Origin of the sequence: Agromyces laixinhei (genome assembly GCF_006337065.1) — a bacterium.
GTDB lineage: Bacteria > Actinomycetota > Actinomycetes > Actinomycetales > Microbacteriaceae > Agromyces > Agromyces laixinhei.
This window is the reverse complement of sequence record NZ_CP040872.1, coordinates 53,266-78,818: the sequence shown is the minus strand read 5'-3', so window position 1 is coordinate 78,818 and position 25,553 is coordinate 53,266. Positions and strand designations below refer to the sequence as shown.

23 protein-coding genes are annotated in these 25,553 nt (G+C 69.5%); 14 read left to right on the top strand and 9 right to left on the bottom strand.

Annotation, left to right across the window (positions count from 1 at the left end; genetic code table 11):
* Window positions 1-44: 44 nt before the first annotated feature.
* Entirely contained in the window at window positions 45-1,007 is a 963-nt protein-coding gene (locus tag FHG54_RS00405; RefSeq protein ID WP_139415402.1) for a cation diffusion facilitator family transporter, read from the bottom strand.
* A 79-nt stretch (window positions 1,008-1,086) separates the two neighbouring features.
* Between FHG54_RS00405 and proC the strand changes: the two genes are divergently transcribed.
* The gene (gene proC, locus FHG54_RS00400; RefSeq protein WP_139415401.1) at window positions 1,087-1,938 is read left to right on the top strand and encodes a pyrroline-5-carboxylate reductase; all 852 of its coding nucleotides are present in this window, start codon (window positions 1,087-1,089) and stop codon (window positions 1,936-1,938) included.
* Between the two features lie 165 nt (window positions 1,939-2,103).
* Here proC and FHG54_RS00395 read toward each other — a convergent pair whose 3' ends face one another.
* Both FHG54_RS00395 and rlmC read right to left on the bottom strand, forming a co-directional pair.
* Entirely contained in the window at window positions 2,104-2,355 is a 252-nt protein-coding gene (locus FHG54_RS00395; protein ID WP_139415400.1) for a hypothetical protein, read from the bottom strand.
* A gap of 102 nt (window positions 2,356-2,457) precedes the next feature.
* On the bottom strand, window positions 2,458-3,582 hold the full coding sequence (gene rlmC / locus FHG54_RS00390; protein WP_139415399.1) for a 23S rRNA (uracil(747)-C(5))-methyltransferase RlmC: 1,125 nt from the start codon (window positions 3,580-3,582) through the stop codon (window positions 2,458-2,460).
* Between the two features lie 33 nt (window positions 3,583-3,615).
* Here rlmC and FHG54_RS00385 point away from each other — a divergent pair, with 33 nt between their 5' ends.
* Entirely contained in the window at window positions 3,616-4,194 is a 579-nt protein-coding gene (locus FHG54_RS00385) for a ribonuclease FAU-1 family protein (RefSeq protein WP_168197042.1), read from the top strand.
* Between the two features lie 184 nt (window positions 4,195-4,378).
* On the top strand, window positions 4,379-4,774 hold the full coding sequence (locus FHG54_RS16190; protein ID WP_168197029.1) for a hypothetical protein: 396 nt from the start codon (window positions 4,379-4,381) through the stop codon (window positions 4,772-4,774).
* A 30-nt stretch (window positions 4,775-4,804) separates the two neighbouring features.
* Here the strand turns inward: FHG54_RS16190 and FHG54_RS00370 are convergent, their stop codons facing one another.
* A complete protein-coding gene (locus FHG54_RS00370; RefSeq protein WP_139415396.1) occupies window positions 4,805-5,473 on the bottom strand; it encodes a potassium channel family protein in 669 nt (222 codons plus the stop codon).
* Window positions 5,466-6,911 carry a TrkH family potassium uptake protein gene (locus tag FHG54_RS00365; protein WP_233437816.1) on the bottom strand — a complete coding sequence of 482 codons (1,446 nt, stop codon included), beginning with the start codon at window positions 6,909-6,911 and terminating at the stop codon, window positions 5,466-5,468. The genes FHG54_RS00370 and FHG54_RS00365 overlap by 8 nt, the downstream gene beginning before the upstream one ends.
* 72 nt (window positions 6,912-6,983) lie before the next feature.
* Between FHG54_RS00365 and FHG54_RS00360 the strand changes: the two genes are divergently transcribed.
* The gene (locus tag FHG54_RS00360) at window positions 6,984-7,424 is read left to right on the top strand and encodes an ArsR/SmtB family transcription factor (RefSeq protein ID WP_139415395.1); all 441 of its coding nucleotides are present in this window, start codon (window positions 6,984-6,986) and stop codon (window positions 7,422-7,424) included.
* Window positions 7,425-7,430: 6 nt separating this feature from the next.
* Here the strand turns inward: FHG54_RS00360 and FHG54_RS00355 are convergent, their stop codons facing one another.
* Both FHG54_RS00355 and FHG54_RS00350 read right to left on the bottom strand, forming a co-directional pair.
* Window positions 7,431-7,610, bottom strand: a complete 180-nt coding sequence (locus FHG54_RS00355) for an anthrone oxygenase family protein (RefSeq protein WP_139415394.1) — start codon at window positions 7,608-7,610, stop codon at window positions 7,431-7,433.
* Window positions 7,611-7,635: 25 nt separating this feature from the next.
* Window positions 7,636-8,145, bottom strand: a complete 510-nt coding sequence (locus FHG54_RS00350; protein WP_233437815.1) for a GNAT family N-acetyltransferase — start codon at window positions 8,143-8,145, stop codon at window positions 7,636-7,638.
* A gap of 118 nt (window positions 8,146-8,263) precedes the next feature.
* Between FHG54_RS00350 and FHG54_RS00345 the strand changes: the two genes are divergently transcribed.
* Window positions 8,264-8,362: a 30S ribosomal protein bS22 gene (locus FHG54_RS00345; protein WP_003792170.1), complete on the top strand. Its 99-nt coding sequence runs from the start codon at window positions 8,264-8,266 to the stop codon at window positions 8,360-8,362.
* A gap of 75 nt (window positions 8,363-8,437) precedes the next feature.
* Window positions 8,438-8,707 carry a glutaredoxin family protein gene (locus FHG54_RS00340; RefSeq protein WP_139415393.1) on the top strand — a complete coding sequence of 90 codons (270 nt, stop codon included), beginning with the start codon at window positions 8,438-8,440 and terminating at the stop codon, window positions 8,705-8,707.
* A 360-nt stretch (window positions 8,708-9,067) separates the two neighbouring features.
* On the opposite strand, the gene FHG54_RS00335 is transcribed toward FHG54_RS00340, so the two are convergent.
* Window positions 9,068-9,985: a formylglycine-generating enzyme family protein gene (locus FHG54_RS00335; protein ID WP_139418210.1), complete on the bottom strand. Its 918-nt coding sequence runs from the start codon at window positions 9,983-9,985 to the stop codon at window positions 9,068-9,070.
* Between the two features lie 59 nt (window positions 9,986-10,044).
* On the bottom strand, window positions 10,045-11,403 hold the full coding sequence (aspS, locus tag FHG54_RS00330; RefSeq protein ID WP_232333779.1) for an aspartate--tRNA(Asn) ligase: 1,359 nt from the start codon (window positions 11,401-11,403) through the stop codon (window positions 10,045-10,047).
* A gap of 90 nt (window positions 11,404-11,493) precedes the next feature.
* Between aspS and FHG54_RS00325 the strand changes: the two genes are divergently transcribed.
* From FHG54_RS00325 to pulA, 8 genes are all read left to right on the top strand, one after another.
* Entirely contained in the window at window positions 11,494-12,138 is a 645-nt protein-coding gene (locus tag FHG54_RS00325; RefSeq protein ID WP_139415391.1) for a histidine phosphatase family protein, read from the top strand.
* Window positions 12,138-12,731, top strand: coding sequence for a TlpA family protein disulfide reductase (locus FHG54_RS00320; RefSeq protein WP_139415390.1), 594 nt, complete (start codon window positions 12,138-12,140; stop codon window positions 12,729-12,731). The genes FHG54_RS00325 and FHG54_RS00320 overlap by 1 nt, the downstream gene beginning before the upstream one ends.
* A 3-nt stretch (window positions 12,732-12,734) precedes the next feature.
* Window positions 12,735-13,487 carry a cytochrome c biogenesis CcdA family protein gene (locus FHG54_RS00315; RefSeq protein WP_139415389.1) on the top strand — a complete coding sequence of 251 codons (753 nt, stop codon included), beginning with the start codon at window positions 12,735-12,737 and terminating at the stop codon, window positions 13,485-13,487.
* A complete protein-coding gene (gene resB, locus FHG54_RS00310) occupies window positions 13,471-15,267 on the top strand; it encodes a cytochrome c biogenesis protein ResB (protein WP_233437814.1) in 1,797 nt (598 codons plus the stop codon). Before FHG54_RS00315 ends, resB begins: the two co-directional genes overlap by 17 nt.
* A gap of 57 nt (window positions 15,268-15,324) precedes the next feature.
* The gene (gene ccsB / locus FHG54_RS00305) at window positions 15,325-16,284 is read left to right on the top strand and encodes a c-type cytochrome biogenesis protein CcsB (protein WP_139418208.1); all 960 of its coding nucleotides are present in this window, start codon (window positions 15,325-15,327) and stop codon (window positions 16,282-16,284) included.
* Between the two features lie 56 nt (window positions 16,285-16,340).
* Window positions 16,341-18,923 (top strand): ATP-binding protein, encoded by a 2,583-nt coding sequence (locus FHG54_RS00300; RefSeq protein ID WP_139415388.1) that lies wholly within the window; start codon window positions 16,341-16,343, stop codon window positions 18,921-18,923.
* 126 nt (window positions 18,924-19,049) lie between these two features.
* Complete coding sequence (locus FHG54_RS00295) at window positions 19,050-19,280, top strand: hypothetical protein (protein WP_139415387.1); 231 nt, start codon at window positions 19,050-19,052, stop codon at window positions 19,278-19,280.
* A 198-nt stretch (window positions 19,281-19,478) separates the two neighbouring features.
* Window positions 19,479-25,553 (top strand): pullulanase-type alpha-1,6-glucosidase, encoded by a 6,075-nt coding sequence (gene pulA, locus FHG54_RS00290; protein ID WP_139415386.1) that lies wholly within the window; start codon window positions 19,479-19,481, stop codon window positions 25,551-25,553.

Here is a 25,553-nt window from a genome sequence, read left to right as displayed (position 1 = left end):
CGCCGCGTCGTGCCGCAGTACGAGGGCGGTGCGATCGGCTCGCGTCACTCGAGGCCCTTGATGACGATGGCGTCGGTCGGCGGGGCGGGGTGGTTCGGCTCGACGTAGACGTCGGGCTCGATGTAGATGACCCGCGCCGACGGCGCCGCGTCGCGGATGCGGTGTTCGATCGCGTTCGTCGCGGCCGCAACCTCGAGCAGCCGTGCGTCGGCGGCGAAGCCGAGCTTCGCCCCGACGAGCAGTTCGTCGGGTCCGAGGTACAGGGTCTTCATGTGGATGATGCGCTCGACTTCGGGACCGGCGAGGATCGCCTGCTCGATGCGGGCCAGGTCGTCGTCGTTGGCGCCCTCACCGACGAGCAGCGACTTCGTCTCGATGCCGAGCACGATGGCGACGAGCACGAGGAGCGTGCCGATCATGAGGGTGCCGATCGCATCGAACAGGGGGTTTCCGGTGATGACGGTGAGGCCGACCGCGATGAACGCGAAGACGAGGCCGATCAGGGCCGCGATGTCTTCGAGCAGCACGACGGGCAGTTCCGGCGCCTTCGCCCGGCGCACGAACTGCACCCAGCTCTGACGACCGCGCACGAGGTTCGACTCCTTGACCGCGGTGCGCAGCGAGAACGACTCGAGCACGATCGCGATCGTCAGCACGAGCAACGGCAGCCACGCGTTCTCGAGCTCGTGCGGGTGCGTCAGCTTGTCGACGCCCTCGTAGATCGAGAAGATGCCGCCGACCGAGAAGAGGATGATCGAGACGACGAACGCGTAGACGTACCGCTCGCGGCCGTAGCCGAAGGGATGCTCCTTGTCGGCCTTCTTCTTCGCCTGGCGCCCGCCGAGGATGAGGAGCAGCTGGTTGCCCGCGTCGGCGACCGAGTGCACCGCCTCGGCGAGCATCGAGGCCGACCCGGAGAAGAACCAGGCGATGAACTTCGTGAGGGCGATGCCCGTGTTCGCCAGGAATGCCGCGATGATGGCCTTGGTGCCGCCCGATGCGCTCATGGAGCAATCCTAAGCGGCGCGTCGGGTGGGCGATGTGCGCGTCGACCACAGCATCAGACTCCGAACCTAGGATGGGCGCATGAGTGCCGAAGCCACCGTCCGTCTGCCCGCGATCGCGTTCCTCGGCGCCGGGTCGATGGCCCGCGCCATCCTCACCGGCCTGCTGCAGCCGGGCATCGAGGTCGACGGCGGCATCCGTGCAACGAATCGCGGTGCTGAGAAGGCGGCCGAGCTCGCGGAGCTTCCGGGCGTCGCGGCATTCGCGACCGAGTCGGATGCCGCGGCCAATCGCACGGCCGTCGCCGGCGCGAAGATCGTGGTCGTCGCCGTGAAACCCGCGATGGTGCCCGCGCTGCTCGAGGAGATCGCCGACGCGCTCGTGCCCGGCACGATCGTCGTGAGCGTCGCGGCCGGGGTCACCGTTGCGACGTTCGAGTCGCTACTGCCCGCGTCCGTCGCGGTGATCCGCGCGATGCCGAACACGCCGGCCGTCGTCGGGCGAGCGGTCACGGGCATCTCGGCGGGCACGCGCGCGAGCGACGCCGACCTCGCGCTCGCGGTGGCGCTCTTCGAGACCGTCGGCGAGGTGCTCGTCGTGCCGGAGGATCAGATCGACGCGCTCTCGACGATCTCGGGATCGGGCCCCGCCTACGTCTTCTACCTGATCGAGCAGCTCACGGCGACAGCGGTCGGCAAGGGATTCACGCCCGAGCAGGCGGCGGTCATGGTCGAGGGCACGTTCCGCGGTGCGAGCGAGCTGCTCGCCGCATCAGACGACGGCCCCGGCGAACTGCGCCGCCGGGTGACGAGCCCGAACGGCACGACCGAGCGCGCGGTCGCGTTGCTCGAGTCGGCGTCGCTCAAGCAGATCTTCGACCGGGCGACCGATGCCGCCCTCGCCCGCGCGCGCGAGCTCGCCGCCGGAGCCTGACGTTCGCCCGCGTCGTCGCCGTCGCAACCACTCTTCTCAGGAGTTTTCGGTCAGATCCGGTCGGAAACGGGCGAAATCTCCTGAGAAGGGTGCGTTCGTGAGTGGCAGCTCCTGAGAAAAGCGGGGAGGGCGTCGCCGGCCCTCCTGAAAGGATGTGTCGCGGGGTCAGTGCGCGGCGTGCGCCTTGTCGGAGCGGGTTCTGACGAGCGCCGTCGTGAGCCGCACACCGGCGACGATCACGAGCGCAGCACCGACGGCGCCGAGGCCCATGGCGAGCCCGGCGAACAGCGCGTCGGGGTGTTCGCGGGTGAGCGCCGGGTCGGCTGCCAGCTCGCCCTCGAAACCGACCGCGAAGCCGATCACGAACAACCAGCTCGCGACGATCATCGTCGCGAAGAACGGTGTGATTCTCCTCATGTCACCTCCTTCGACGTGACCTTCCAGCGTAGCTCATGTCGGAAGAGAATGCCTGAACACGGCTGATTTCGAACGCGGCAGAGGGAGGACCTGGCCTCGAGCTCAGACCCGCTCGAGCAGCACCATCACCTCGAAGTGCGTCGTCTGCGGAAACATGTCGAAGACTCGACCGCGCACCGGCCGCAGCGACGGCATCGCCTCGAGGTCGCGCGCGAGCGAGGCCGCGTTGCAGCTCGAATAGAGCACGTGACGAACCGCGGATGCCTCGAGCCATCCACTCAGCTCACGGCCGATGCCCCGCCGGGGCGGGTTCACGATCACGAGATCGGGGGCCGCGCCGGCGCCCGACGCGAAGGCCGTCGCGTCACCCGCCTCGAACCGCACGCGTGAGAGCGCGGCATCCGTTCGGCTGAGCTCTGCGCTTGCGACCGCTTCGACGCTCGTCTCGATTCCCGTGACGGATGCCGCGGCATCCGCGATGTGCAGGGCGAAGCCGCCGACGCCGGAGTAGAGGTCCCAGGCCGAATCGGGCGCGAGCGCGCGCACCCAGTCGCGCGCCTCGACGTAGAGCGCCTCGGCGATCTCGGTGTTCGTCTGGAAGAAGCTCTGCGGCCGCAGGTGCATCGTGACGTCGCCGAGCCGCATCGGCAGGGTCGATGCCTCGGTGAAGACGATCTCGTGCGCGCCCTCGAGCACCGCCTTGTGCTCGGGCAACACGTTCGCCGTGACGACGCGGGCGTCGGGCAGTGCGGCGAGCAGCCACGGCAGGTGCTTGCGGATGCGACTGACCGGCTCGGTCGAGCGCACGACGAAGCGCACCATGAGCTCGCCGTCGGGCGACTCGGTGATGATCAGGTGCTTGAGTTCGCCCCTGCGGCTCGGCACGTCGTAGGGGATGAGCCCTGCCCGCGTGATGAACGCCGAGATCACGGGGAACGCCGCCCGGTGGCCCGGTGAGCAGATGCCGCACGCCTCGAGGTCGATGCCGTGGCCGTCGGCATCGAGGATGCCGATCGTCGGAGCGTCGACGGTGCCGCCGATCACCATCTTCGCCTTGTTGCGGTAGCCGGCTTCGCTGCTGCCGACCGGTGGCAGCCAGTCGAGGCCGTCGTGCGCGGCGAGAAGCTCTTCGGCATGCCGCTGCTTGTCGGCGAGCTGTCGCTCGTAGGGCTGCCCCATGAGCGAGCACGAGGTGCAGCGCCCGGCGTCGAAGTAGGAGCAGTCCACGGGTTCCAGCGTAGGTGCGGATACGGTGGTCGGATGAGCAGCCCGGATGACCGTCCCAGTGTCCCCGGAGACCTCGTGCGCGTGCGAGCGATGAAATGGCCCGAGCAACCGCACTGGGAGTTCGACGGGCGCTGGCTCGGCTCCGACGAGCACGGCGACTGGATCGGATTCCCCGCGGGCACCCGGTTCGACCGACCGGGTCACGGCTTCATCGCGACGTGGGACTCGGTGACGCTCTTCCCACGCGAGGGCTGGGCGGCCACGTTCTGCACGGGGCACCCGCGGGGGGTCGGCATCTACGTCGACATCGCGACGGTTTCCGAGTGGCGAGCGGATGCCTCGGTGCCCACGCTCTCGTACGTCGACCTCGATCTCGACGTCGTCGAGCGTGCAGGTGCGCCGGCGTTCATCGAGGACGAAGACGAGTTCGCCGAGCATGCGGTGGAGTTCGGGTACCCGCCCGAGGTCGTGGCGCGTGCTCGTGCCGACGCCGACGCCGTGCTTCGTGCGGTGCAGCGGCGAGACGCTCCGTTCGACGGGGCGACGTCTGCGGCATGGCTCGAGCGAGACGGGCTGGGTGCCCAGGGGTCGAGTGGAAACCGTGGGGTTTGACGCACGGTCGGGGCGCGATACACGGTGTGGTTCGGCCGGATGGCGAGCCCGACCGAGATCCTCGAGGTCGAGCGAGCGCGGCACATCCGCACTCGTTTCGGCAACGCGATCCTGAAAGGCGCCACCCCAGACGTACTCGCCGTCGGTGCGTTCGACAGTGTTCGCGGGGCGATACGTTTACCTCATGAATGCGGCGGATACCGTCTCGGTGATCGCCGAGGTCATCGGATGGTTCGCGCTCGCCGCAGGGCTCGTGCTGCTGGGGCTCGCGCTCCTCATCCGTCTGGCCGATGGCCGTTGGCTGCGCACCGAGGCGGTCGTCATCGATGAAGACGGCGGCAGCGTCGTGCGGTGGTTCACCGACGACGGTTTCCAGTCGCGCCGCCTGAGCGAGGACGAGCGTGCGCACGTGACCCGGCCCGACGAAGAGCCCGCGTACTACAAGGAGCGGGAGCCCTACCGCTTGCGACTCCACGAGCCGCCGCCGGGTCGTCGGGTGATCCGCATCCTCGGGATCGTCTTCATCGGCATCGCCGCGGCGTCGGCCGCCGTCGGTCTCGTGCTGATGTTCGCCGGCTGATCACCGCATCAAGACGCGGCATCCGGTGCACTACTCGAGCGCCGCGAACTTCTCGATGTCGCCCTCGGTGCCCGAGACGATGATGAGGTCGTGGTTGGAGACCACGGTGTTCTCGGTCGCATAGGTGAACGGCTTGCCGGGACTCTTCACGCCGACCACCGTGACGCGGTGCTTGGATCGCACTCCCGACTCGGTGAGGTTCTTGCCCCTGATCGGCTTCGGCGGATACATCTTCACGAGGGCGAAGTCATCGTCGAACTCGATGAAGTCGAGCATGCGTCCGCTCACGAGGTGTGCGGTGCGTTCGCCCGCTTCGCGCTCGGGGTAGATCACGTGGCTCGCGCCGATGCGCTGCAGGATCTTGCCGTGCGAGGCCGAGATCGCCTTCGTCCAGATCTGCGGGATCTTCAGGTCGACGAGGTTCGCCGTGATGAGCACAGATGCCTCGATCGACGAACCCACCGCGCAGACCGCGATGGAGAAGTCCTGCGCGCCGATCTGCTTGAGCGCATCGATCGATCGGGCGTCGGCGACGACCGCGTGCGTGACCCGATCAGACCACTTCTGCACGAGGGCTTCGCTCTCGTCGACCGCGAGGACTTCGCGGCCGAGCCGGTCGAGCTGACCCGCGGTGGCCGCGCCGAATCGGCCGAGGCCGATCACGAGCACCGGGGCGTCGTGCCTGATTCGATCAACCAACGATGGGCCTCTCTTCCGGACGCTTGTACAACTGCCGGCGCTGGCTCGCCGCCAGCGCGGCGGCGAGTGTCACTGTACCAACCCGCCCCATGAACATCGTGGCGGCCATGACGTATTTGCCTTCGGGTGGAAGGTCGGCGGTGAATCCCGTCGAGAGCCCGCACGTGGCGAAGCCCGAGATCACGTCGAACAACACGAAGTCGAGGGGAGCCTTCGTCATCTGGGTCAGGATGATCGTCGAGACGGCCACGATCGTCGCGCCCCACAGCACGACGCTCACCGCGAGTCGAAGCATGTCGCGGGGGATGCGCCGTCCGAACGCCTCCATCGAGGGGGCACCGCGAGCCTCGGCGATCGCCGCAAGGAAGAGCACCGCCAGAGTGGTCACCTTGATGCCGCCCGCGGTGGAGGCCGAGCCGCCGCCGACGAACATGAGCATGTCGGAGACGAGCAGGCTCGAGCTGTTGAGGTCGTGCATGTTGATGGTCGAGAACCCACCCGACCTGGTCATGGTCGACATGAACAGGGCCTCGAACAGCGTCTTGCCGAAGCTGAAGCCCCCGTAGGTCTTCGGGTTGTCGTACTCGAGCACGAGGAACGCGATGGCACCGAGTGCGAAGAGGATGCCCGTGGTCGCCAGGGTGAGCTTCACGTGCACGCTCCACCGGCGGGGATTCCGCCACAGCTTGGAGAGGGCGAAGATGACCGGGAAGCCGACACTGCCGAGGAACACGCCGATCATCAGGAGCGACTGGAACCAGTAGTCGTCGAAGAACTGCACCGGGCCGGCAACGTTGGGGGCGAACCCCGTGTTCGTGAATGCGCTCACCGAGTAGTACGCCGAGTACCAGATGCTCGTGCCGAGGTCGTAGCCGGCGGCGAGCACGCTCGGGATCATCGCCAGGGTGATCACCGCCTCGATCGCCAGGGTGCTCACCGCGACGGTGACGAGGAGCCCGCCCACCTCGCCCAAGCGGACCGCCTGACGCTCGGACACCGGGCCGACGTGCAGACGCGACGGGTTCGTGTCGCTCGCGGCCATGAGCTTGGCGCGGAGCCCCAGCCGGCGCGAGATCACGAGGCCGAGGATGGACGCGAGGGTCAGCACGCCCATTCCGCCGACGTTCATGCCGATGAAGACCACCGCGTTGCCGAACGGCGACCAGTACGTCGCCATATCCACGGTGCTGAGGCCGGTGACGCAGATCGTCGCGACGGCGGTGAAGAAGGCATCGGCCAGCGGGCTGACACTGCGTTCACCAGCCCGCGCGATCGGCAGCGACAACAGGAGCGTGGTGACGAGGATCAGCGCCGCGAAGATGAGGATCGCGAACCGAGACGGCGAGTGCTTGACGAGCCCGTCGACCGCGTCGCGCACTTTGCCGAGCCACGACCGTCGATCGAGACGACCAAGACGGCCCATCGGCTGTGCGCGCATCGAGCCCCCTCTGTGCCGTCACCGAACGCGTGAGTCATGGTACTCCCCGTCGGGAGTGACTAGCCTTGGGGCATGGCGGACATCTTCGACGTGGTGGCGGATTCGACGCGGCGCGATATTCTCGCCGTTCTTCTCGAGCGCGAATCGGACGTGCCGACGTCGGGCGGCGAGATCAGCGTCTCCGAGATCGTGACTGCGCTCGGCGCAAGTCAGCCGACGGTCTCCAAGCACCTGAAGGTACTGCGCGAGTCCGGTCTCGTCGCCGTGCGCGAAGAGGGCCAGCACCGCTACTACCGGCTCGACCGCGCCCCGCTCGAGACCCTCGAAGATTGGCTCATCCCCTTCGTGTCGACGGATGCCGCGGCCGACGCCGCGACGCTCGCGAGTGCCGGTGCGCGAGGCGAGGTGCCGCTGAACGAGGAGCAGGTCGCGTTCGCCTCGGCCATCGGCAAGGCGTTCGCCGAGACCGCACACCAGGTCACCGCGGTCGTGGCTCCGAAGAAGCGACGCTGACCCTGCTCAGCCCGCGAGGGCGAGCACGAATGCCAGACACGCCGCGGTCGAGGTGGTCGTGCGCACGTGGTTACACGCGAGCCAGCCCGGGCGGAACTCCTGCCAGGCGGCGGCGAGCGCCGCGGCATCCTTCTCGGCCGGCGCGGCAAGCCGGTTGTTGCGCGGCACGTTCGCACCGCCCGTCACGCCGACGACGCCGAGCCCCTCTGTCTCAAGCGAGCGGCTTGATCATCTCGAGTTCGAGGCCGCCGGGCGCGAGTTCGTATTCGCGGCTCCGGCCCGTGAGCGTGAATCCGAGCTTCTCGTAGAAGCGGATCGCCCGCGGATTGCCTTCGTGCACCTCGAGCCGCAGCGTGCGGCCGAACCCGCGCGCCCACTCCTCGACGGCGCCGAGCAACAGTCGTGAGACGCCGGCCGCGTCGCCGCGGTGGTCGGGGCTGACGTAGACGCCGACGAGCAGCGGGCCCGTCGAGGCATCCGGAATGTAGCCGCCCATGTGGCCGATCCAGCGGTCGCCGTCGATCGCGACGATCGAGGTCTGGCCGGGCGTCGTGCCGCGGGCGGCACGTGCACGCCACACCGGTTCGCCGACCTCGAGGGCCGCGGCGAGCGTCTCACCGTAGGCGAGCGGGGTGTCGCGCAGCATCTCGAGACGCAGCGTGCGAACGGCCTGCCAGTCCGACTCTTCGGTCGTTCGGATCACGAGATCGGGGCGGGGCACCCCTCGACGCTAGCTCATCGGGCGAAGGCTGCTGTTTCGATCCGGTAGACTACCCCGAGGCTCTCTGGCCTCCGGACGCGGCACGCGCGTCCGACTCGATCTTTTCTGTGAGGTTCTGATGGGTTCCGTCATCAAGAAGCGCCGCAAGCGTATGGCGAAGAAGAAGCACCGCAAGCTGCTTCGCAAGACGCGCCACCAGCGTCGCAACAAGAAGTAGTCCTTCGAGACTCGGCTGAGCGTCAGGCCCTGCGGCCTGGCGCTTTTCGCTGCGCCCGCGACGTAGCATCGAACCATGCCACGCGACATCCGTCTCACCCTGGTCGGCAAGCCCGGCTGCCACCTGTGCGATGACGCGCGGGAGGTCGTCCAGGCGGTGATGGCCGAGATCGAGGCGACGGATGCCCCGCTGCGCATGCACCTCGACGAGGTCTCGATCCTCGACGATGACGAACTGCGCGCCCGGTACGCGGAAGAGATCCCGGTCGTGCTCATCGACGACGTCGTGCACAACTACTGGCGCATCGACCCGGTGCGGCTGAAGACGGCGCTCCTCGCCGGCTGATCGTCGACTGATCGAACTCGCCCGCGCCTTCTCCACCGGCGGTTGTCACGGCCGGCTCGCATCGCTCGTGGCGTTCACGGGTACCGACTACCTGCTGCGTTCTTCGCGTATCACGTATGCCAGTTCCGCCTCATCGATGAGGTGTGAAGTCTCATGACCTCGTGGATGGTTCATGTCTCAGGACGTTGTGGATCGTTGGTCTGACGTTGTGGATCGTTGGTCTATTGAGGGGGAACTGGCATACGGAATTCGGGATCAATCGCAGCGTGCGTGCGTGCGTGCGTGCGTGCATGCACGCGTGAGCGCAAGCGTGAGGGCGAGAGGTTGAGGTCGTGGGGTCGACGAGGGGTCGACGTGCGGTCAGGCGTCGCGGGCGCAGCGGAATCCGATGTGCGTCGTCGCCGAGTCGTCGGCCTGCGGCGATCGTGCCGACGGGCGGTAGCGCAGGCAGTAGTCGGGGGAGCAGAGGTGGGAGCCGCCCTTGAGCACGCGGCGGGGGATGCGCGAGCCCGGTTCGGCGGACGCCGCGGCGAGCAGGTTGGGGCGTCGTTCGGCATCGACCGCTTCCGTGCCCGGCGGATTGTGGCGCGCGGTGTAGAAGTCGGTGGTCCACTCCCAGACATTGCCGGTGACGTCGAAGAGGCCGTAGCCGTTCGCCGGGAACGTCATGACGGGCGAGGTGCCGACCCACCCCTCTGCGCCGGTGTTGCGGTACGGGAAGGAACCCTGCCAGCGGTTCACCATGAGCCGGCCGCCCGGGAACTCCTCGTCGCCCCAGGCGAAGCGCGCACCATCGAGTCCGCCGCGGGCGGCGAACTCGGCCTCGGCCTCGGTGGGCAGGCGCTTGCCCGCCCATTCGGCGTAGGCCGAGGCATCCGCGAAGCTCACTTGCACGACCGGATGAGTGGGGCGGTCGGCGAGCGCGTCGACGAACGCGGCGGATGCCTCGGGGCCGAACGGATGCCGCCAACTCGCGCCGGCTCCCCAGCGCCACCACTGCCGCCACTCGCGCAGGTCGACGGGGCCGGCGGTGGGCGTGAACACGAGCCCGCCGGGCACGAGGTCGGCGGGGTCGACGCCCGGGAAGTCGACCGGGTCGAGCGGGCGCTCAGCGACCGTGACATACCCGGTCGCTTCGACGAACGCGCCGAACTGCTCGTTCGTGACGGGGTGCAGGTCGAGCTCGAAGGGCGCGACGGTGCGCTCGTGCACCGGCGTCTCATCGGCGTAGAACTCCGCTGAGCCCATGCGGAACGTGCCGCCCTCGATGCGGGCCATGGCTGTGGTGTCGGTCACCCTCCGAGCCTACGGGGAGCCGTCGCCGAGCGGCGCGCGGGCTACGGCAGCAGGCGCGTCGGCCCGCGGAAGAGGTACGTGGTCTCGCGGATCGAGTGCTCCTCGAGCATGAGCATGAGCACGCGGGCCAGGCCCATGCCGAATCCGCCGTGCGGCGGTACGCCGTAGCGGAAGAAGTCGAGGTAGAACTCGAGCTCCTCCGGGTCCATGCCCTTGTCGAGCGCCTGGGCGGTGAGCACGTCGATGCGGTGCTCGCGCTGGGCACCGGTCGAGATCTCGACGCCGTTGTAGATGAGATCGTACGAGTTCGTGAGGCTCGGGTCGCCCTCGTGGCGCATGTGGTAGAACGGCCGGATGCTCGACGCGTAGTCGGTGAGGAAGACGAAGTCGTGCCCGAACGCCTCTTTCACGTACGCCGAGATCTGGCGCTCGCCCTCGGGGTCCATGTCGGCGTCGTCGCGCGGGATCACGTAGCCGCGATCGGCGACGATCTGCTTCGCCTCGGCGAGCGGGATTCGCGGGAACGGCCGCGACGGCACCGCGAGCTCGATGCCGAACTGCTCGGCGATCTCGGCGCCGTGCTTGTCGACGACGGCCTGGAAGCCCGCGACCAGCAGCTCTTCATGCAGGGCCATGACGTCTTCGTGCGAGTCGATCCAGCTGATCTCGGTGTCGACCGAGGTGAACTCCGTCGCGTGCCGCGACGTGAACGACGGGTCGGCGCGGAACGCGGGGCCGACCTCGAAGACACCGCCGAAGCCGGCCGCCTGCGCCATCTGCTTGAAGAACTGCGGACTCTGGGCGAGGTACGCCTTGGTCTCGAAGTACTCGACCTCGAAGAGCTCCGCCCGTGACTCCGACGCCGAGGCCATGAGCTTCGGGGTGTGGATCTCGATGAGGCCCTTCTCGACCCAGACGCCGCGGAGCGCATGGAGGAAGGTGGTCTGGATGCGGAAGATGAGTGCCTGCTTCGGGTGGCGCAGGTCGAGGAAGCGCCAGTCCATGCGCTTGTCGAGGCTCGAGTCGGCCGCGATCGGCGTCTCGGGATTGGCGGCGGTGACGACCTCGAGCGAGGCGATCTTCACCTCGAGGCCGCCGAGCTTGACGCGCTCGTCGTGCTTCAGCTCGCCGGTCACGGTGATGAACGAGCCATGGGCGAGCGCCGAGATGGCCTCGGTCGTCGCCAATCGAGCGGATGCCTCGGCGTCGGCGCCACCCGCTTCACCGGGCTCCGGGAGCTCGCGCGTCGCGGGGTTCACGAGCTGCACGGCACCCGACTCGTCGCGAAGGATGACGAACTGCACCTTCTTCTGATCTCGCACGGTCTCGACCCATCCGGACACGGTGACGGGGCCGTCGGGGAGGGCGGCGAGGTTCTTGACGAGGGTGCGGGTACTCACGATCGACCATCCTACCCGTGGGGGCTCCGCCCACCCGTGAGTTCGGGCGCTCGGCGGATTCAAAGGCAAGCGCTCTCTAGACTGGAAGCCGTGTCGGCCGACCAGATCCATCTCGTGCGCCACGGCGAGGTGTTCAACCCCCAGGGCGTGCTCTACGGACGACTCCCGGGATTCGGCCTCTCCGACCTCGGTCGCAACATGGCGCAGGCCGCCGCCGACGACCTCGCCGCGCGCGAACGGCCGGTCACCGCGCTCGTCTCGTCGCCGCTGCAGCGTACGCAGCAGTCGGCCGAGCCGATCGCCGCGGCGTTCGGTCTCGAGCCGGTGCTCGACGAGCGCGTGATCGAGCCCGAGAACCGCTTCGAAGGCAAGCGCATGCGCGGTCCGGGCGGGGCGCTCCGCGACATCCGGAATTGGCCGTTGCTCGCGAACCCGTGGGAGCCGAGCTGGGGTGAGCCCTTCCGTTCGATCGCCGACCGCATGCTCGCGGCCATCGATGACGCGTGGAACGCGGCCGACGACGGCGACGCCGTGATCGTCAGCCATCAGCTGCCGATCTGGATGGCGCACCGGCGCCTCGCCGGCGTCTCGCTCTCGCACGACCCCCGACGTCGTCGCTGCGCGCTCTCGAGCATCACGACGCTCGAGCGGCGCGGCGAGCGATTCGTCGAGGTCGGCTACACCGACCCCGCCGCGGGACTCGCCGCCCAGGCCACCGACGTGGGAGCAGTGTGATGCGCGGTCGTCGGTCGTTGACGGCGATGGCCGTGGCGTTCGCCCTGCTGCTCACGGGCTGCACGAGCGATCCGCTCGCCGACCAGTTCCGCGAGGGCAGCGGAAAGAACTACATCGCGGGCGACGGCACGATCACCGTCTACGACGCCGGCGACCGCGGCGAGCCCATCGAGTTCGGTGGTGCGACCGTCGAGGGCGAGCAGTACGACTCCGCAGACGACGCGGGCAAGGTGCAGGTCGTCAACTTCTGGTACGCGGGCTGCGCGCCGTGCCGAGCCGAAGCGCCGATCCTGCAGGAGGTGCACACCGCCGTCGACGCCGACGAAGTGAGCTTCGTCGGCGTCAACGTGCGCGACCAGGCCGGCACCGCCGCCCCCTTCGAGGCGGACTACGGCATCACCTACCCCTCGGTGCTCGACGTCGAGACCGGTGAGGCCCAGCTCGCGTTCGCCGGCCGGGTGCCGCCCGCCGCCGTGCCGACGACGATCGTGCTCGACCAGAGCGGCAGGGTCGCGGCCCGGGTGCTCGGCCAGGTGAAGGACGCCTCGATCCTGCAGACGATCATCGACGACCTCCTCGCCGAGCAGGCCTAGCGCATGGGCGTGGGCGATATCGTGCTGAACGGGCAATTGCTCGCGGCGATGCCCATCGCGCTCGCCGCGGGGCTCGTCTCGTTCCTCTCCCCGTGCGTGCTGCCGCTCGTGCCCGGCTACCTCGGCTACCTGGGCGGCTTCACGGATGCCTCGGCCGACGCCGTCACCGAGCGGAAGAACCGCCGCCGCCTGCTGCTCGGCGTACTGCTCTTCGTCGCCGGGTTCACGGTCGTCTTCGTGAGCTTCAACCTCGTCGCGGGCTTCGCCGGGTCATGGCTCGTGCGCTACGCCGACGTGATCGTGCGCATCGCCGGGGTGCTGCTCATCCTCATGGGGCTCGTGTTCGTCGGGCAGTTCACCTTCATGCAGCGCACGATCAAGCCGTCATGGCGCCCGGCGACGGGCCTCGCCGGCGCACCGCTGCTCGGCCTCGTGTTCGGCCTCGGCTGGACCCCGTGCATCGGCCCGACGCTCGCCGTCGTGCTCGCACTCAGCGCCGACTCCGCCTCAGCCGGCCGGGGCGTGCTGCTCGGTCTCGCCTACTGCATCGGCCTCGGCATCCCGTTCCTGCTCGTGGCCGCCGGCTTCGGCTGGGTCACGGGCTCGCTCGCCTTCCTCCGTCGTCACATCCGCGCGATCAACATCGCGGGAGGCGGGCTGCTCATCGTGATCGGCGTGCTCATGGTGACGGGCATCTGGTCGATCTGGATGTACGAACTGCAGGCGGTGATCACCGGTTTTGTCCCCGCAATCTGATCCCGGTGCGCCGTCGCGGCCCGCCGACCACATCGACTCGGCCGAGCAGGACCCCGGCGAGACGCCCATCACCCAGCCGAAGCTCGGATTCGCCGGCTGGCTGCGCTTCGCCTGGCGGCAGCTCACGAGCATGCGCACCGCGTTGCTGCTGCTCCTGCTCCTCGCGATCGCGGCGGTGCCCGGCTCGCTCGTGCCGCAACGTTCGAGCGACCCCAACGGCGTCACGCAGTACTTCAACGACAACCCGGGGCTGGCGCCGATCCTCGACGGCTTCCAGATGTTCGACGTGTACACCTCGGCCTGGTTCTCGGCGATCTACCTGCTGCTCTTCGTCTCGCTCATCGGCTGCATCATCCCGCGCACGAAGCACCATTTCGAGGCGCTGCGCGCTCGGCCGCCGCGCACCCCGGCGCGCCTGTCGCGGCTCGCCGGGTACACCGAGCGCGCGCTGCCCGAGGGCGACACCGCTGCGGCCGCGATCGACTCGGCCGCGAAGCAGTTGCGGCAAGCCGGCTACCGCGTCGAGCGGTACGAGCTGCGCGGCGTGCCTTCGGTCTCGGCCGAGCGCGGCTACCTCCGCGAGACCGGCAACCTCGTCTTCCACTCCGCACTCGTCGGCGTGCTCGTGGCCGTCGGCTTCGGCGGCGGCTTCGGCTTCTCGGGCCAGCGCGTGATCGTCGAGGGGCAGACCTTCGTGAACACGCTCGCGGCGTTCGACTCGTTCAATCCCGGGCGCTTCTTCACCGACACGTGGCTCACCCCGTACCGGCTCTCGCTCGAGAACCTCGATGCGGTGTACGAGACGCGCAACCAGGAGGCGATCGGCCAGCCCCTCGACTTCACGGCCCACGTGACGGTGCAGGGCCAGGGCGAAGATGCCGAGGAACGCACCGTGAAGGTGAACGAGCCGCTCTACACGCACGGCACCGACGTCTACCTGCTCGGCAACGGCTATGCGCCGACGATCACCGTGAAGAACGCCGAGGGCGAGGTCGTCTTCACCGACGCGGTGCCGTTCCTGCCGCAAGACGCGAACCTCACCTCGATCGGCGTCGTGAAGGTTCCCGACGGCATGCCCGAGCAGCTCGGCATGGTGGGCTTCTTCTACCCGACGCAGACCGAGCTCACCTCCGGCGCGTACACCTCGAGCTACCCCGACCTGATCCTGCCGGTGCTCACCCTCAACGTCTACGAGGGCGACCTCGGCATCGACGAGGGCACTCCGACCTCGGTGTACACGCTCGACACCTCGACCCTGACCCAGTTGAGCGGCGGCGATACGGGCGTCGACTCGATCGAGCTGAAGCCGGGCGAGACGGTCGAACTGCCGAACGGCCTCGGCACGGTGACGTTCGAAGACGTCACGCCCGGTGCGGCTCCTGCGGCCGACAGCGCCAGCGACGCCGACGCCGACAGCGACGCCGACGCCGACGCCGACAGCGACGGCAACGCCGACGCCGACGCCGCAGATCGCAACTATGCGCAGAGCGTCTCGCGCTTCGCGAGCTTCGACATCCACCACGACCCGACCCAGATGTGGGTGCTCGCCTTCGCGGCCCTCATCCTCGGCGGGCTGCTCGTCTCGCTGTTCGTGCCCCGGCGCCGCCTGTGGGTCAAGGCCGTGACGAAGCCGGGCGGCTCGGTCGTGCTCGAGTACGCGGCGCTCGCCCGAGGCGATGACCCCGGCCTCGCCGACGCCGTGACGGCCTTCGCCGACAAGCACGCCGGCCCGGCGGCAGCCGACGAAACCGCCGGTGCCATCGAGAAGTCTTCGACGTAAGGTAGAACGGTGCAGTTGACGCTCGACGAGATCTCCATCCTCTGCGTGTACTCGGCCATGGTCGTGTACGCGATCGCCTTCATCGCGTTCTCGATCGACCTCGCGAAACGCTCGGCGGCAGCGACGGCGGCCGCGGATGCCACGGCTCCCGCCGAGGTGAAAGAGGCCGTCGCGGTGGGTGCGGCGGCCGGCCCGGCGGTCGCGGCGAAGCCGGCCGCATCCGGTCGTCAGGAAGGTGCGATCGCCTACGGTCGTTCGCCCGCGCTCCGTGTCGGCGTCGCGATGACGGTGCTCGCGTGGATCCTGCACCTCTCGGCCACGGTGCTGCGCGGCCTCGCCGCCGGCCGGGTGCCGTGGGCGAACATGTACGAGTTCGCGCTCACGGGCACGCTCATCGTCACCACGGTGTTCCTCATCGTGCTCGTGGTCTCCAAGCACGACCTGCGATTCCTCGGCACCTTCATCACGGGCCTCGTGCTCGTGCTGCTGGGCGTCGCGGCACTGAACTTCTACGTCAGCCCGGTGCCGCTGCCGCCGGCGCTGCAGTCGGTGTGGCTCGTCATCCACGTGTTCGTCGCGAGCGCGTCGGTCGGCCTCTTCGCACTCGGGTTCGCGCTCTCGGTCGTGCAGCTCATGCAGGCGCGCCGCGAGGCGGTTGCGGCCACCGCGAACGCCGCGAAGCTCACCTTCCTCGCGACGCTGCCGAGTGCGCAGACGCTCGAGAACCTCGCGTACCGCATCAACATCATCGGCTTCATCACCTGGACGTTCACGCTCATGGCGGGCGCGATCTGGGCCGAGAAGGCCTGGGGCCGGTACTGGGGCTGGGACACCAAGGAGGTGTGGACCTTCATCATCTGGGTGGTCTACGCGGGCTACATCCACGCTCGCGCGACGCGCGGCTGGCGTGGCTCGCGCTCGGCGTGGCTCGCGATCATCGGCTTCTCGACGGTGCTCTTCAACTTCACCGTCGTCAACCTCTTCTTCAAGGGATTGCACGCCTACTCGGGCCTGTAGGCGACCTCAGGGCACGCCAGGTTGCAGCCCCGACCGCGCGGGAGCATGCTCGCTCTATGAGCACGGCCCTGCTCGAGCGCGAATCGGAGCTCGGCGAGCTGCGCGCCGCGGTGCGGGAGGCATCGGCCGGTCGCGGTCGCGTGGTGCTGCTCCACGGCGAGGCCGGCATCGGCAAGACGAGTCTCGTCAACGCCCTGCGGGCGGAGTCGCCGGGCGGCCTCCGAGTGCTCGTCGGGTCGTGCGACCCCATGTCGACGCCGCGCCCGCTCGGGCCGCTGCGCGACCTTGCGGCCGTCGTCGGGCCACGACTCGGCGAGGCACTGCGCACGGGCGACCGTGAGGAGGTGTTCGGCGCGCTCAGAGACGAGCTCTCGGATGCCGCGGGAACGGTGCTCATCGTCGAAGACGTGCACTGGGCCGACGAAGCCACGCTCGACGCGTTGCGGTTCCTCGCGCGTCGCATCGACGCGCTGCCGGCCGTGCTCGTGCTCACCTATCGCGACGAGCTCGACCGCGACCACCCCCTCGCCCGGCTCCTCGGCGACCTCGGCCACGGCGACCGGGTCGATCGCATCGCGCCGCATCGCCTCTCGTCGGCCGCGGTCGGCGCATTGTCGGCCGCCAGCGGCCTCGACGCCGACCGCGTCTACGCCACGACGGACGGCAATCCCTACTTCGTCAGCGAGCTCATCGCCTCTGCCGACGAATCGGCGGTTCCCGCGACGGTCGTCGACGCGGTGACCGGTCGGTTGCGACGTCTCGACGAGGTGACGCAGCACCACGTCGAGCAGCTCGCCGTGGTGCCGTCGGCGGTCGATGCCGGTCTGCTCGCGAGCTTGGTTGCGGGGGCCGCCGGTGCGCTGCGCACCGCGGAGGAGGCCGGGCTGCTGGAGGTTCGGCCCGACAGTGTCCGGTTCCGTCACGAGCTGAGCCGTCGGGCGGTCGTCGACTCGCTGCCCGCCTCGCGCCGCATCGAGCTCGAGGGCCGTGTGCTCGCCGCGTTGCTCGCATCGGGTGCCGCCGACCCGTCGACGCTCGTGCACCACGCGCTCGCCGCCGGCGACGTCGACGCGGTCGTCGCGTGGGCGCCGCGCGCCGCGCGTGACGCCGCGGCATCCGGTGCCCATCGCCAGTCGGCCGAGCATTTCAGGGCAGCGCTCGCGCACCTCGATCGGTTCGACCCGGCTGAGCGCGTCGAGCTCCTCGAGGGGTACGCGATCGAGGCGTACACGCTCGGCCGTGGTCCCGAATCGGTCGAGACCCAGACTGAAGTCGTGCGCCTCCGGCGAGAGATGTCGGGCCCCACCGCGCTCGGCGCCAGTCTGCGCTGGCTCTCCAGGTTCGAATGGCTCGCGGGCAACCGGTCCGTCGCCGAGGCCGCGGCGAGCGAGGCATCGGCGGTGCTCGCCGGGTCCGACGATCGAGGGTTGCTCGCCCTGGCGCTGAGCAACGAGGCGCAGCTCGCGATGCTCGCCCACGACCTGCCGCGAGCGATCGAGTTGGCGAACCGCGCCGTCGCGCTGGCGCGGGAGGTCGGCGAACGGAGGGCGCTGTCGCACGCCCTGAACAACCTCGGCACCGCGCACATGCTGCAGAACCGTGACGAGGGCATTGCCGAACTCGTCGAAGCGGCCGATATCGCGGTCGCCGGCAACTTCATGGACGACGCGGCCCGTGCCCACGTGAACCTCGTCTGGAGCCTGCTCGATGAGTATCGTCTCGACCTCGCCGAGCACTATCTCGGGCCGGCGCTCGAGCTCTCGGAACGCACCGAGATCATGGGGCTCTGGGGCTACCAGCAGGCGGAGCGCGGGCGTCTCCATCTCGCGCGGGCGCAGTGGGACGACGCCGTGGCCGCCGCGGGCCACCCCATCGAGTCGCAGCCCCCGCTGCATTTCGTCGCACTGCTGGTCAAGGGCCTGGCCGGAATCCGCCGGGGCGATCCGGCCGGCGAGGCGACCCTCGACGAGGCGGCCCGGCTGGCCGCTCGCCTCGGAGAGCTGCAACGTGCGGGTCCGGCGGCAGCGGCGCTCGCCGAGGCGGCGCTGTTGCGCGGTGACCTCGGCGCGGCACGAGCGATCGCCCGGCCGATGTACGACGAGGCGGTGACGCGGCAGGACGTCAACCTGCAGGCGGAGCTCGCGTCGCTGCTCCGCCGGGCGGGGGAGGAGGTTCCGGCTCCCGAGGGCGATCATCCCTTCGCCGTGCAGGCGCGGGGCGACTGGAAGCGTGCCGCCGAGCTCTGGCGCGCGATCGGGTGCCCCTACCACGAGGCATCCGCCCTGGCGGAGAGTCCGCACGAGGCCGACCTGCTCACGGCGCTGGCGATCCTCGACCGCATCGGCGCGGTTCCGCTCGCCCGCCGGGTCAGGGCGGAGCTCCGCGAGCGCGGTGCGCGCAGCATCCCCCGCGGGCCGTCGAATCCCACCCGACGCAACCCTGCGGGGCTGACCGACCGGCAGGTCGAGGTGCTGCGGCTCGTGGCGGATGGGCTCACCAACGCCGAGATCGCCGAACGGCTCGTCGTCTCGGTGCGCACGATCGACAGCCACGTGGCCGCGGTGCTCGCAAAGCTCGGCGCGATGTCCCGGCAGGACGCCGTTCGCGTCGCGCGCGGCCACGGTGTGCTCTCAGCGTGAGGCGGTCGGATCTCGGTAGTCCGACGGCTGATCTCGGTACTCGTCGCCGATGAGGCTGAACCTCGGTGGCGCTGAACTGGATGCACGGCTCGCGACACGGCGGCCGTGCACCGAAGAAGGATCATCATGGACACCGCATTCCCGATGAGCACCACCGCCCCGGCACGCGGCGGCAACACCGTTCGCGGTCTCGCGGGCCTCGCCCGGCGGATCGGCACCCGACTCGTCGAGTGGAGCCGGGCCGACGAGGAACGGCACAGCCGCGAGTACCTGGCCGAGCTGCATGAGCGACGCGTCGAGGCTGAGCGCCTTCGCAGCGAACGCTTCAGCAGCGTTGCCGTCGGCCGACTCCTGTGACCCGCGAAGAGGTGACAGCCGCTGGGAGCGCTTCCACTCCTGAGCCGGGGGCGACAGCCCGGAATGCAAGGCTGACGTGCGTTCGGCGGGTCAACTGAGGTCGTGACGTGTAAACGCTTGCATTAATCCGCGATCCGCTGCTAGCGTCACCCGCAGTGGTCGGAGGCACGGGGTCGTGCCGGGAATCGGGAGTCAAGGATGACGCAACGCGCACATGCCCGCAGTTGGTTCGCCCTCGTGGTGGCAGGAGGGCTCGCGGCATCCATGCTCACCGTGTTGCCGGGCCTCACCGCCGCGGCAGACGAACCACGCACCTTCGCCCTCGTCGGCGACCTGCAGCACGAGCTCGGATGCGCCGAAGACTGGCAGCCCGCCTGCGCCGAGACCGAACTGACCGCGACCGGCACGCCCGGCGTCTACGCGGCCGAGTTCACGGTTCCCGCCGGCACGTGGGAGTACAAGGTCGCCGTGAACGACTCGTGGGACGAGGCGTACGGGTTGAACGGCGGCGGCGACAACATCCCGCTCACGGTCGCCGGCGACACTCCGGTTCGCGTCGTGTTCGACGACACCCTGAAGAAGGTCGGGCTCGAGGCCACCGACGCGACGCTCCGCGGCGCCTACGACGAGGCATCCGATGCCGCCCTCGTCGTCGACCCCGTGCGCCAGCCGGGCAGCGACGAGGTCTTCTACTTCGTGATGACCGACCGGTTCGCCAACGGCGACCCGACGAACGACGAGGGCGGGCTCACCGGCGACCGCCTCACGACGGGGTACGACCCCACCGACAAGGGCTTCTACAACGGCGGCGACCTCGCGGGCCTCCGTCAGCAGCTCGACTACATCGACGGACTCGGTACGACCGCGATCTGGCTCACGCCGAGCTTCAAGAACCGCCCCGTGCAGGGCGAGGGCGCGAACGCGAGCGCCGGCTACCACGGCTACTGGATCACCGACTTCACCCAGATCGACCCGCACCTCGGCACGAACGCCGAGCTCGAGGCGCTCATCGCCGAGGCCCACGCCAAGGGCATCAAGGTCTACTTCGACATCATCACGAACCACACGGCCGACGTCATCGACTACGAGGAGCAGCAGTACTCCTACATCGATCAGGCCACGTCGCCGTACCTCGACGCCGACGGCGCCGCGTTCGACCCGGCCGACTTCGCCGACGCTGACACCGGTGCAGGCTTCCCGACGCTCGACCCCGCGACGAGCTTTCCCTACACGCCGAGCCTCACGGCCGACGACGCCGAGCTCAAGGTGCCCGCCTGGCTCAACGACCCCACGCTCTACCACAACCGCGGCGACTCGACGTGGGAGGGGGAGTCGGTCACCTACGGCGACTTCTCGGGTCTCGACGACCTCATGACCGAGCACCCGACCGTCGTGAACGGCTTCGTCGACGTGTACGAGCAGTGGGTCGATCTCGGCATCGACGGCTTCCGCATCGACACCGCCAAGCACGTGAACTTCGAGTTCTGGGAGCAGTGGTCGACCGAGGTGCTCGACTACGCGCACGCGGCAGGCAAGCCCGACTTCTTCATGTTCGGCGAGGTCTACGACGCCGACCCCGTGAAGCTGAGCCCCTATGTGCGGGGGACCGACATGAACTCGGTGCTCGACTTCACGTTCCAGTCGCAGGCTGTGAGCTTCGCGGCCGGCAACTCGGCGAAGAACCTGCAGTCGCTCTTCGCCGGCGACGACTACTACACGACGCCTGACTCCTCGGCGACGGCGCTGCCGACCTTCCTCGGCAACCACGACATGGGCCGCGTGGGCTACTTCCTGCAGTCGACGGATGCCCCGCTCGCACGAGACGAGCTCGCGCACGAGCTGCTCTTCCTCACGCGCGGCCAGCCCGTCGTCTACTACGGCGACGAGCAGGGCTTCGCGGGCACGGGCGGTGACAAGGATGCGCGCCAGACGCTCTTCGCAAGCCAGGTCGCCGAGTACCAGGACCAGCCGCTCGTCACGGGCGAGACGGCCGGCAGCGTCGACCGCTTCGGCACGGATGCCCCGCTCTACGCGCACATCTCAGAGCTCGCGGCCCTGCGCGCCGCCCACCCGGCGCTCGCCACGGGCGCGCAGATCGAGCGCTACGTCGACAACGGTGCCGGCGTCTACGCCTTCAGCCGCGTCGATCGCACGGAGAAGACCGAATACCTCGTCGCGGCGAACAATGCGAATGAGCCGCGCACCGTCGAGGTGCCGACGCTCACGAGCGACGGTGTGTTCGAGGTGCTCTACGACGGCGGGGCAGGCAGCGGGGCCGTGACGGCCGACGCCGACGGCGTGGCATCCGTGACCGTGCCGGCCCTCGGCGCCGTGGTGCTGAAGGCCGACCGCCCGGTGAGCGCGCCCGACGCGACATCCGCCATCACGGTCGGGGCACCGGCCGCAGGCGCCGGAGTGACGGGCATCACCCCGATCTCGGCCGACGTCGACGACGCCACCTGGCAGGAGACGAGCTTCGCCTGGCGCGTCGCCGGCGCGACGGGTGACGACGCCTGGCAGTCGCTCGGCACGGCGGAAGACACGAGCCCGCGCGTCTTCCACGACACCGCCGGCCTCGCGAACGGCACGCTCATCGAGTACCGGGCCGTGTCGACGGATGCCGCGGGCAACCGCGCAGCGGCGAGCACCTACGCGAGCGTCGGCAACGCCGTGAACCTCGTCGAGGAGGAAGAGCCCGAGCTGCCGATCGACCTCGTGACGGTGCCCGGCTCGCACAACTCCGAGATGGGCTGCGCGGGCGACTGGGCGCCCGGCTGCGAGGCGGCGAAGCTCACCCTCCGCGCCGACGGCATCTACGCCGGCACCTTCGACGTGGCCGCCGGCGACTACGAGTACAAGGTCGCGATCAACGGCAGCTGGGACGTCAACTACGGGGCGAACGGTGAGCCGAACGGCGGCAACGTCAGCTACTCGCACCCGGGCGGACCGCTCACCTTCTTCTGGAACCCCGACACGAAGGTCGTCTCCTCGACCGCAGAGGGCCCGGTCGTGACGCTGCCGGGCAGCTTCCAGGCCGCAGTCGGATGCCCCGGCGACTGGCAGCCCGACTGCCTCGCCTCGCTCATGCAGGACGGCGACAGAGACGGGGTCTACACGTGGTCGACCTCGTCCATTCCCGGAGGGGCATACGAGACGAAGGTGGCGCACGGCCAGAGCTGGGATGAGAACTACGGCGTCGGCGGTGTGCCGGGCGGGGCGAACTACACCTTCAGCGCGACCGACGGCGAGCTCGTCGAGTTCCGATACACCCTCGCAACGCACGTGCTCGAGATCACCGTGACCGACCCGCCGCTCGCGGGCACCGGTGAGGCGCGCGCGCACTGGGTGGACGAGCACACGCTCGCGTGGCCCGCCGAACTGCTCGGCGGCGCAGCGGCGACGGATGCCTCGTGGAGCCTCGAGCACTCGGCCGACGCCGCGCTCGTCGTCGACGGCGGCAGCGTGACCGGGGGCGGCGAACCCGTCGTGCTCGAACTCGACCCCGCCGGGCTCTCCGAGGCGCAGCTCGCCGAGTTCCCGGCGCTCGAGGGGTACCTCGCCCTGCGCACGGTCGGCCTCGACCGCGCCGCGGTGCAGGGGCTTCTCACCGAGCAGCTCGCGGTCGCCCAGTCGGCGGGCGACGCACTGACCGCCTTCACCGGCGTGCAGGTGCCGGGCGTGCTCGATGCGCTCTACGGCGACGCCGTGGCATCCGTGCCGCTCGGCATCGACTGGCAGGGCGGCGAACCGGCCCTGACCCTGTGGGCGCCGACCGCGCAGGGCGTCGCACTCGAGGTGTGGGAGTCGGGTGCCACCGGCGACCCGGCCCTCCTTCCGGCCGAGTTCGACGCGGCCGACGGCACCTGGTCGGTCTCCGACGCCGCGGTCGACGCCGGCGACGAGTACCGCTGGTCGGTCGAGGTCTACGCTCCGAGCACGGGCGCGATCGAGACGAACTCGGTCACCGATCCGTACTCGGTGGCGCTCACGGCCAACTCGGTGCGCTCGGTCGTCGTCGATCTCGACGACCCGGCGCTCGCGCCCGAGCAGTGGGACGAGACGCCCGCTCCCGTCGTCGAGCGCCCGGTCGATCGTGCGATCTACGAGTTGCACGTGCGCGACTTCTCGATCGGAGACGAGACCGTGCCCGTCGAGGAGCGGGGCACCTACCGCGCCTTCACGCGCGACTCGGCCGGCACCGCGCAGCTGGCGCAGCTCGCCGAGGCCGGCATCAACACGGTGCACCTGCTGCCCACGTTCGACATCGCCACGATCGAAGAGCGCCGGGCGGCGCAGGCGACGCCCGCGTGCGACCTCGCGTCGTTCGGTCCGGCGTCGCCCGAGCAGCAGGCGTGCCTCGAGCCGATCCGCGATCTCGACGGCTTCAACTGGGGCTACGACCCGTTCCACTTCCAGGCGCCCGAGGGCTCCTACGCCGTCGACCCCGATGGCGGCGCGCGCGTCGCCGAGTTCCGCGAGATGGTCGGCGCGCTGCACGCCACGGGTCTGCAGGTCGTGCTCGACGAGGTCTACAACCACACGGCGGAGGCAGGCCAGGGCGGCAAATCGGTGCTCGACCGGATCGTGCCCGGCTACTACCAGCGCCTGAACGCGGCCGGCAATGTCGAGACCTCGACGTGCTGCCAGAACGTGGCGACCGAGCATGACGTGGCGCAGAAGCTCATGGTCGACTCGGTGGTGCTCTGGGCGGAGCAGTACAAGGTCGACGGATTCCGCTTCGACCTCATGGGCCACCACTCGAAGGACAACATGCTGGCCGTGCGCGCCGCGCTCGACGAGCTCACGCTCGAGGAGAACGGGGTCGACGGGTCATCCGTCTACCTCTACGGCGAGGGCTGGAACTTCGGCGAGGTGGCGAACAACGCACTCTTCGAGCAGGCCACACAGGGCCAACTCGGCGGCACGGGCATCGGCACCTTCAACGACCGGCTGCGCGACGCCGTGCATGGCGGCAGCCCGGTCGACAGCGCCTCGACGTTCCAGCAGGGCTTCGGCACGGGGCTCGGCACCGACCCCAACGGTCAGCCGGGCACGCCGTCGCAGCCCGACCAGCTCATCGATCTCGCGCACCAGACCGACCTCGTCAAGCTCGGCCTCGCCGGCAACCTGCGCGCCTACGAGCTGACGGATGCCTCGGGCGCCGTCGTGCGCGGCGACCAGCTCGATTACCGCGGGTCGCCGGCCGGCTATGCCGACCAGCCCGACGAGGTGATCAACTACGTCGATGCCCACGACAACGAAACGCTCTACGACCTCTCGGTGTTCAAGCTGCCCGCGGACACCTCGATGGCCGACCGCGTGCGCATGAACACCCTCGAGCTCGCGACCGTGACCCTGTCGCAGTCGCCCTCGTTCTGGCACGCCGGCACCGAGCTGCTGCGCTCGAAGTCGCTCGACCGCAACAGCTACAACTCGGGCGACTGGTTCAACCGCATCGACTGGACGGGCCAGGAGTCGACCTTCGGCTCCGGTCTGCCGCCGGCCGCGGACAACGAGGAGAAGTGGTCGATCATGGCGCCGCTCCTCGCCGACCCCGCGCTGAAGCCGGGTGCCGCCGACATCGCGGCGGCCGAGGCATCCGCTCTCGACCTGCTGCGGGTGCGCTCGTCGGTGGACCTGCTGCAGCTCGGCTCGGCCGAACTCATCGACGAGAAGGTGTCGTTCCCGAACAGCGGGGCCGATGCCACGCCGGGTCTCGTCACCATGCTCATCGACGACCTCGTCGGTGAGGATGTCGACCCGGCGCTCGACGGGGCGCTCGTCGTGTTCAACGCCTCGCCCACCGCCATCACCGAGGAGGTCGACGGCCTGGCCGGCCGATCGTTCGAGCTGGCCGATGCGCTCGCCGACGGTTCCGACCCGGTCGTGAAGACGACCGCGTGGGAGGCCGCGACCGGCACGCTCACGCTGCCCGCGCGCACGGCGGCAGTGCTCGTCGAGGAGGAGGCGCCGCCCGCGGCCCCGACCTTCACCCTCGCCGCGCCCAACAGGCTGTTCGCGAAGGCCGGTTCGACGGTGAAGGTCGTCGGCACGGTGTTCTCGCTCGACGGCACGGCGCCCGTCGGCACGTTGACGGTGCACGATCGGGGCACCGCCATCGCGACGGTCGAGCTCACCGCCGCCGACCGCGGCCGCATCAAGGTGAACCTGCCGAAGCTGCCCCGCGGACTGCACCTGATCCGCACGACGTTCGTCGGCGGCGACGGATATGCCGACTCGAGCTCGATGCCGTTGCCGCTGTTCCTCTGGTAG

Bases quoted from the DNA above. Each gene is read 5' to 3' on its own strand.
- FHG54_RS00365 (WP_233437816.1), bottom strand. From the start codon at position 6,911: ATGCGCGCACAGCCGATGGGCCGTCTTGGTCGTCTCGATCGACGGTCG.
- FHG54_RS00335 (WP_139418210.1), bottom strand. From the start codon at position 9,985: ATGGCCCGCATCGAGGGCGGCACGTTCCGCATGGGCTCAGCGGAGTTC.
- FHG54_RS00405 (WP_139415402.1), bottom strand. From the start codon at position 1,007: ATGAGCGCATCGGGCGGCACCAAGGCCATCATCGCGGCATTCCTGGCG.
- proC (WP_139415401.1), top strand. From the start codon at position 1,087: ATGAGTGCCGAAGCCACCGTCCGTCTGCCCGCGATCGCGTTCCTCGGC.
- FHG54_RS00295 (WP_139415387.1), top strand. From the start codon at position 19,050: ATGGACACCGCATTCCCGATGAGCACCACCGCCCCGGCACGCGGCGGC.
- FHG54_RS00395 (WP_139415400.1), bottom strand. From the start codon at position 2,355: ATGAGGAGAATCACACCGTTCTTCGCGACGATGATCGTCGCGAGCTGG.
- FHG54_RS00300 (WP_139415388.1), top strand. From the start codon at position 16,341: ATGAGCACGGCCCTGCTCGAGCGCGAATCGGAGCTCGGCGAGCTGCGC.
- pulA (WP_139415386.1), top strand. From the start codon at position 19,479: ATGACGCAACGCGCACATGCCCGCAGTTGGTTCGCCCTCGTGGTGGCA.
- FHG54_RS16190 (WP_168197029.1), top strand. From the start codon at position 4,379: ATGAATGCGGCGGATACCGTCTCGGTGATCGCCGAGGTCATCGGATGG.
- FHG54_RS00315 (WP_139415389.1), top strand. From the start codon at position 12,735: ATGGGCGTGGGCGATATCGTGCTGAACGGGCAATTGCTCGCGGCGATG.
- FHG54_RS00385 (WP_168197042.1), top strand. From the start codon at position 3,616: ATGAGCAGCCCGGATGACCGTCCCAGTGTCCCCGGAGACCTCGTGCGC.
- ccsB (WP_139418208.1), top strand. From the start codon at position 15,325: ATGGTCGTGTACGCGATCGCCTTCATCGCGTTCTCGATCGACCTCGCG.
- FHG54_RS00340 (WP_139415393.1), top strand. From the start codon at position 8,438: ATGCCACGCGACATCCGTCTCACCCTGGTCGGCAAGCCCGGCTGCCAC.
- FHG54_RS00345 (WP_003792170.1), top strand. From the start codon at position 8,264: ATGGGTTCCGTCATCAAGAAGCGCCGCAAGCGTATGGCGAAGAAGAAG.
- FHG54_RS00320 (WP_139415390.1), top strand. From the start codon at position 12,138: ATGCGCGGTCGTCGGTCGTTGACGGCGATGGCCGTGGCGTTCGCCCTG.
- FHG54_RS00360 (WP_139415395.1), top strand. From the start codon at position 6,984: ATGGCGGACATCTTCGACGTGGTGGCGGATTCGACGCGGCGCGATATT.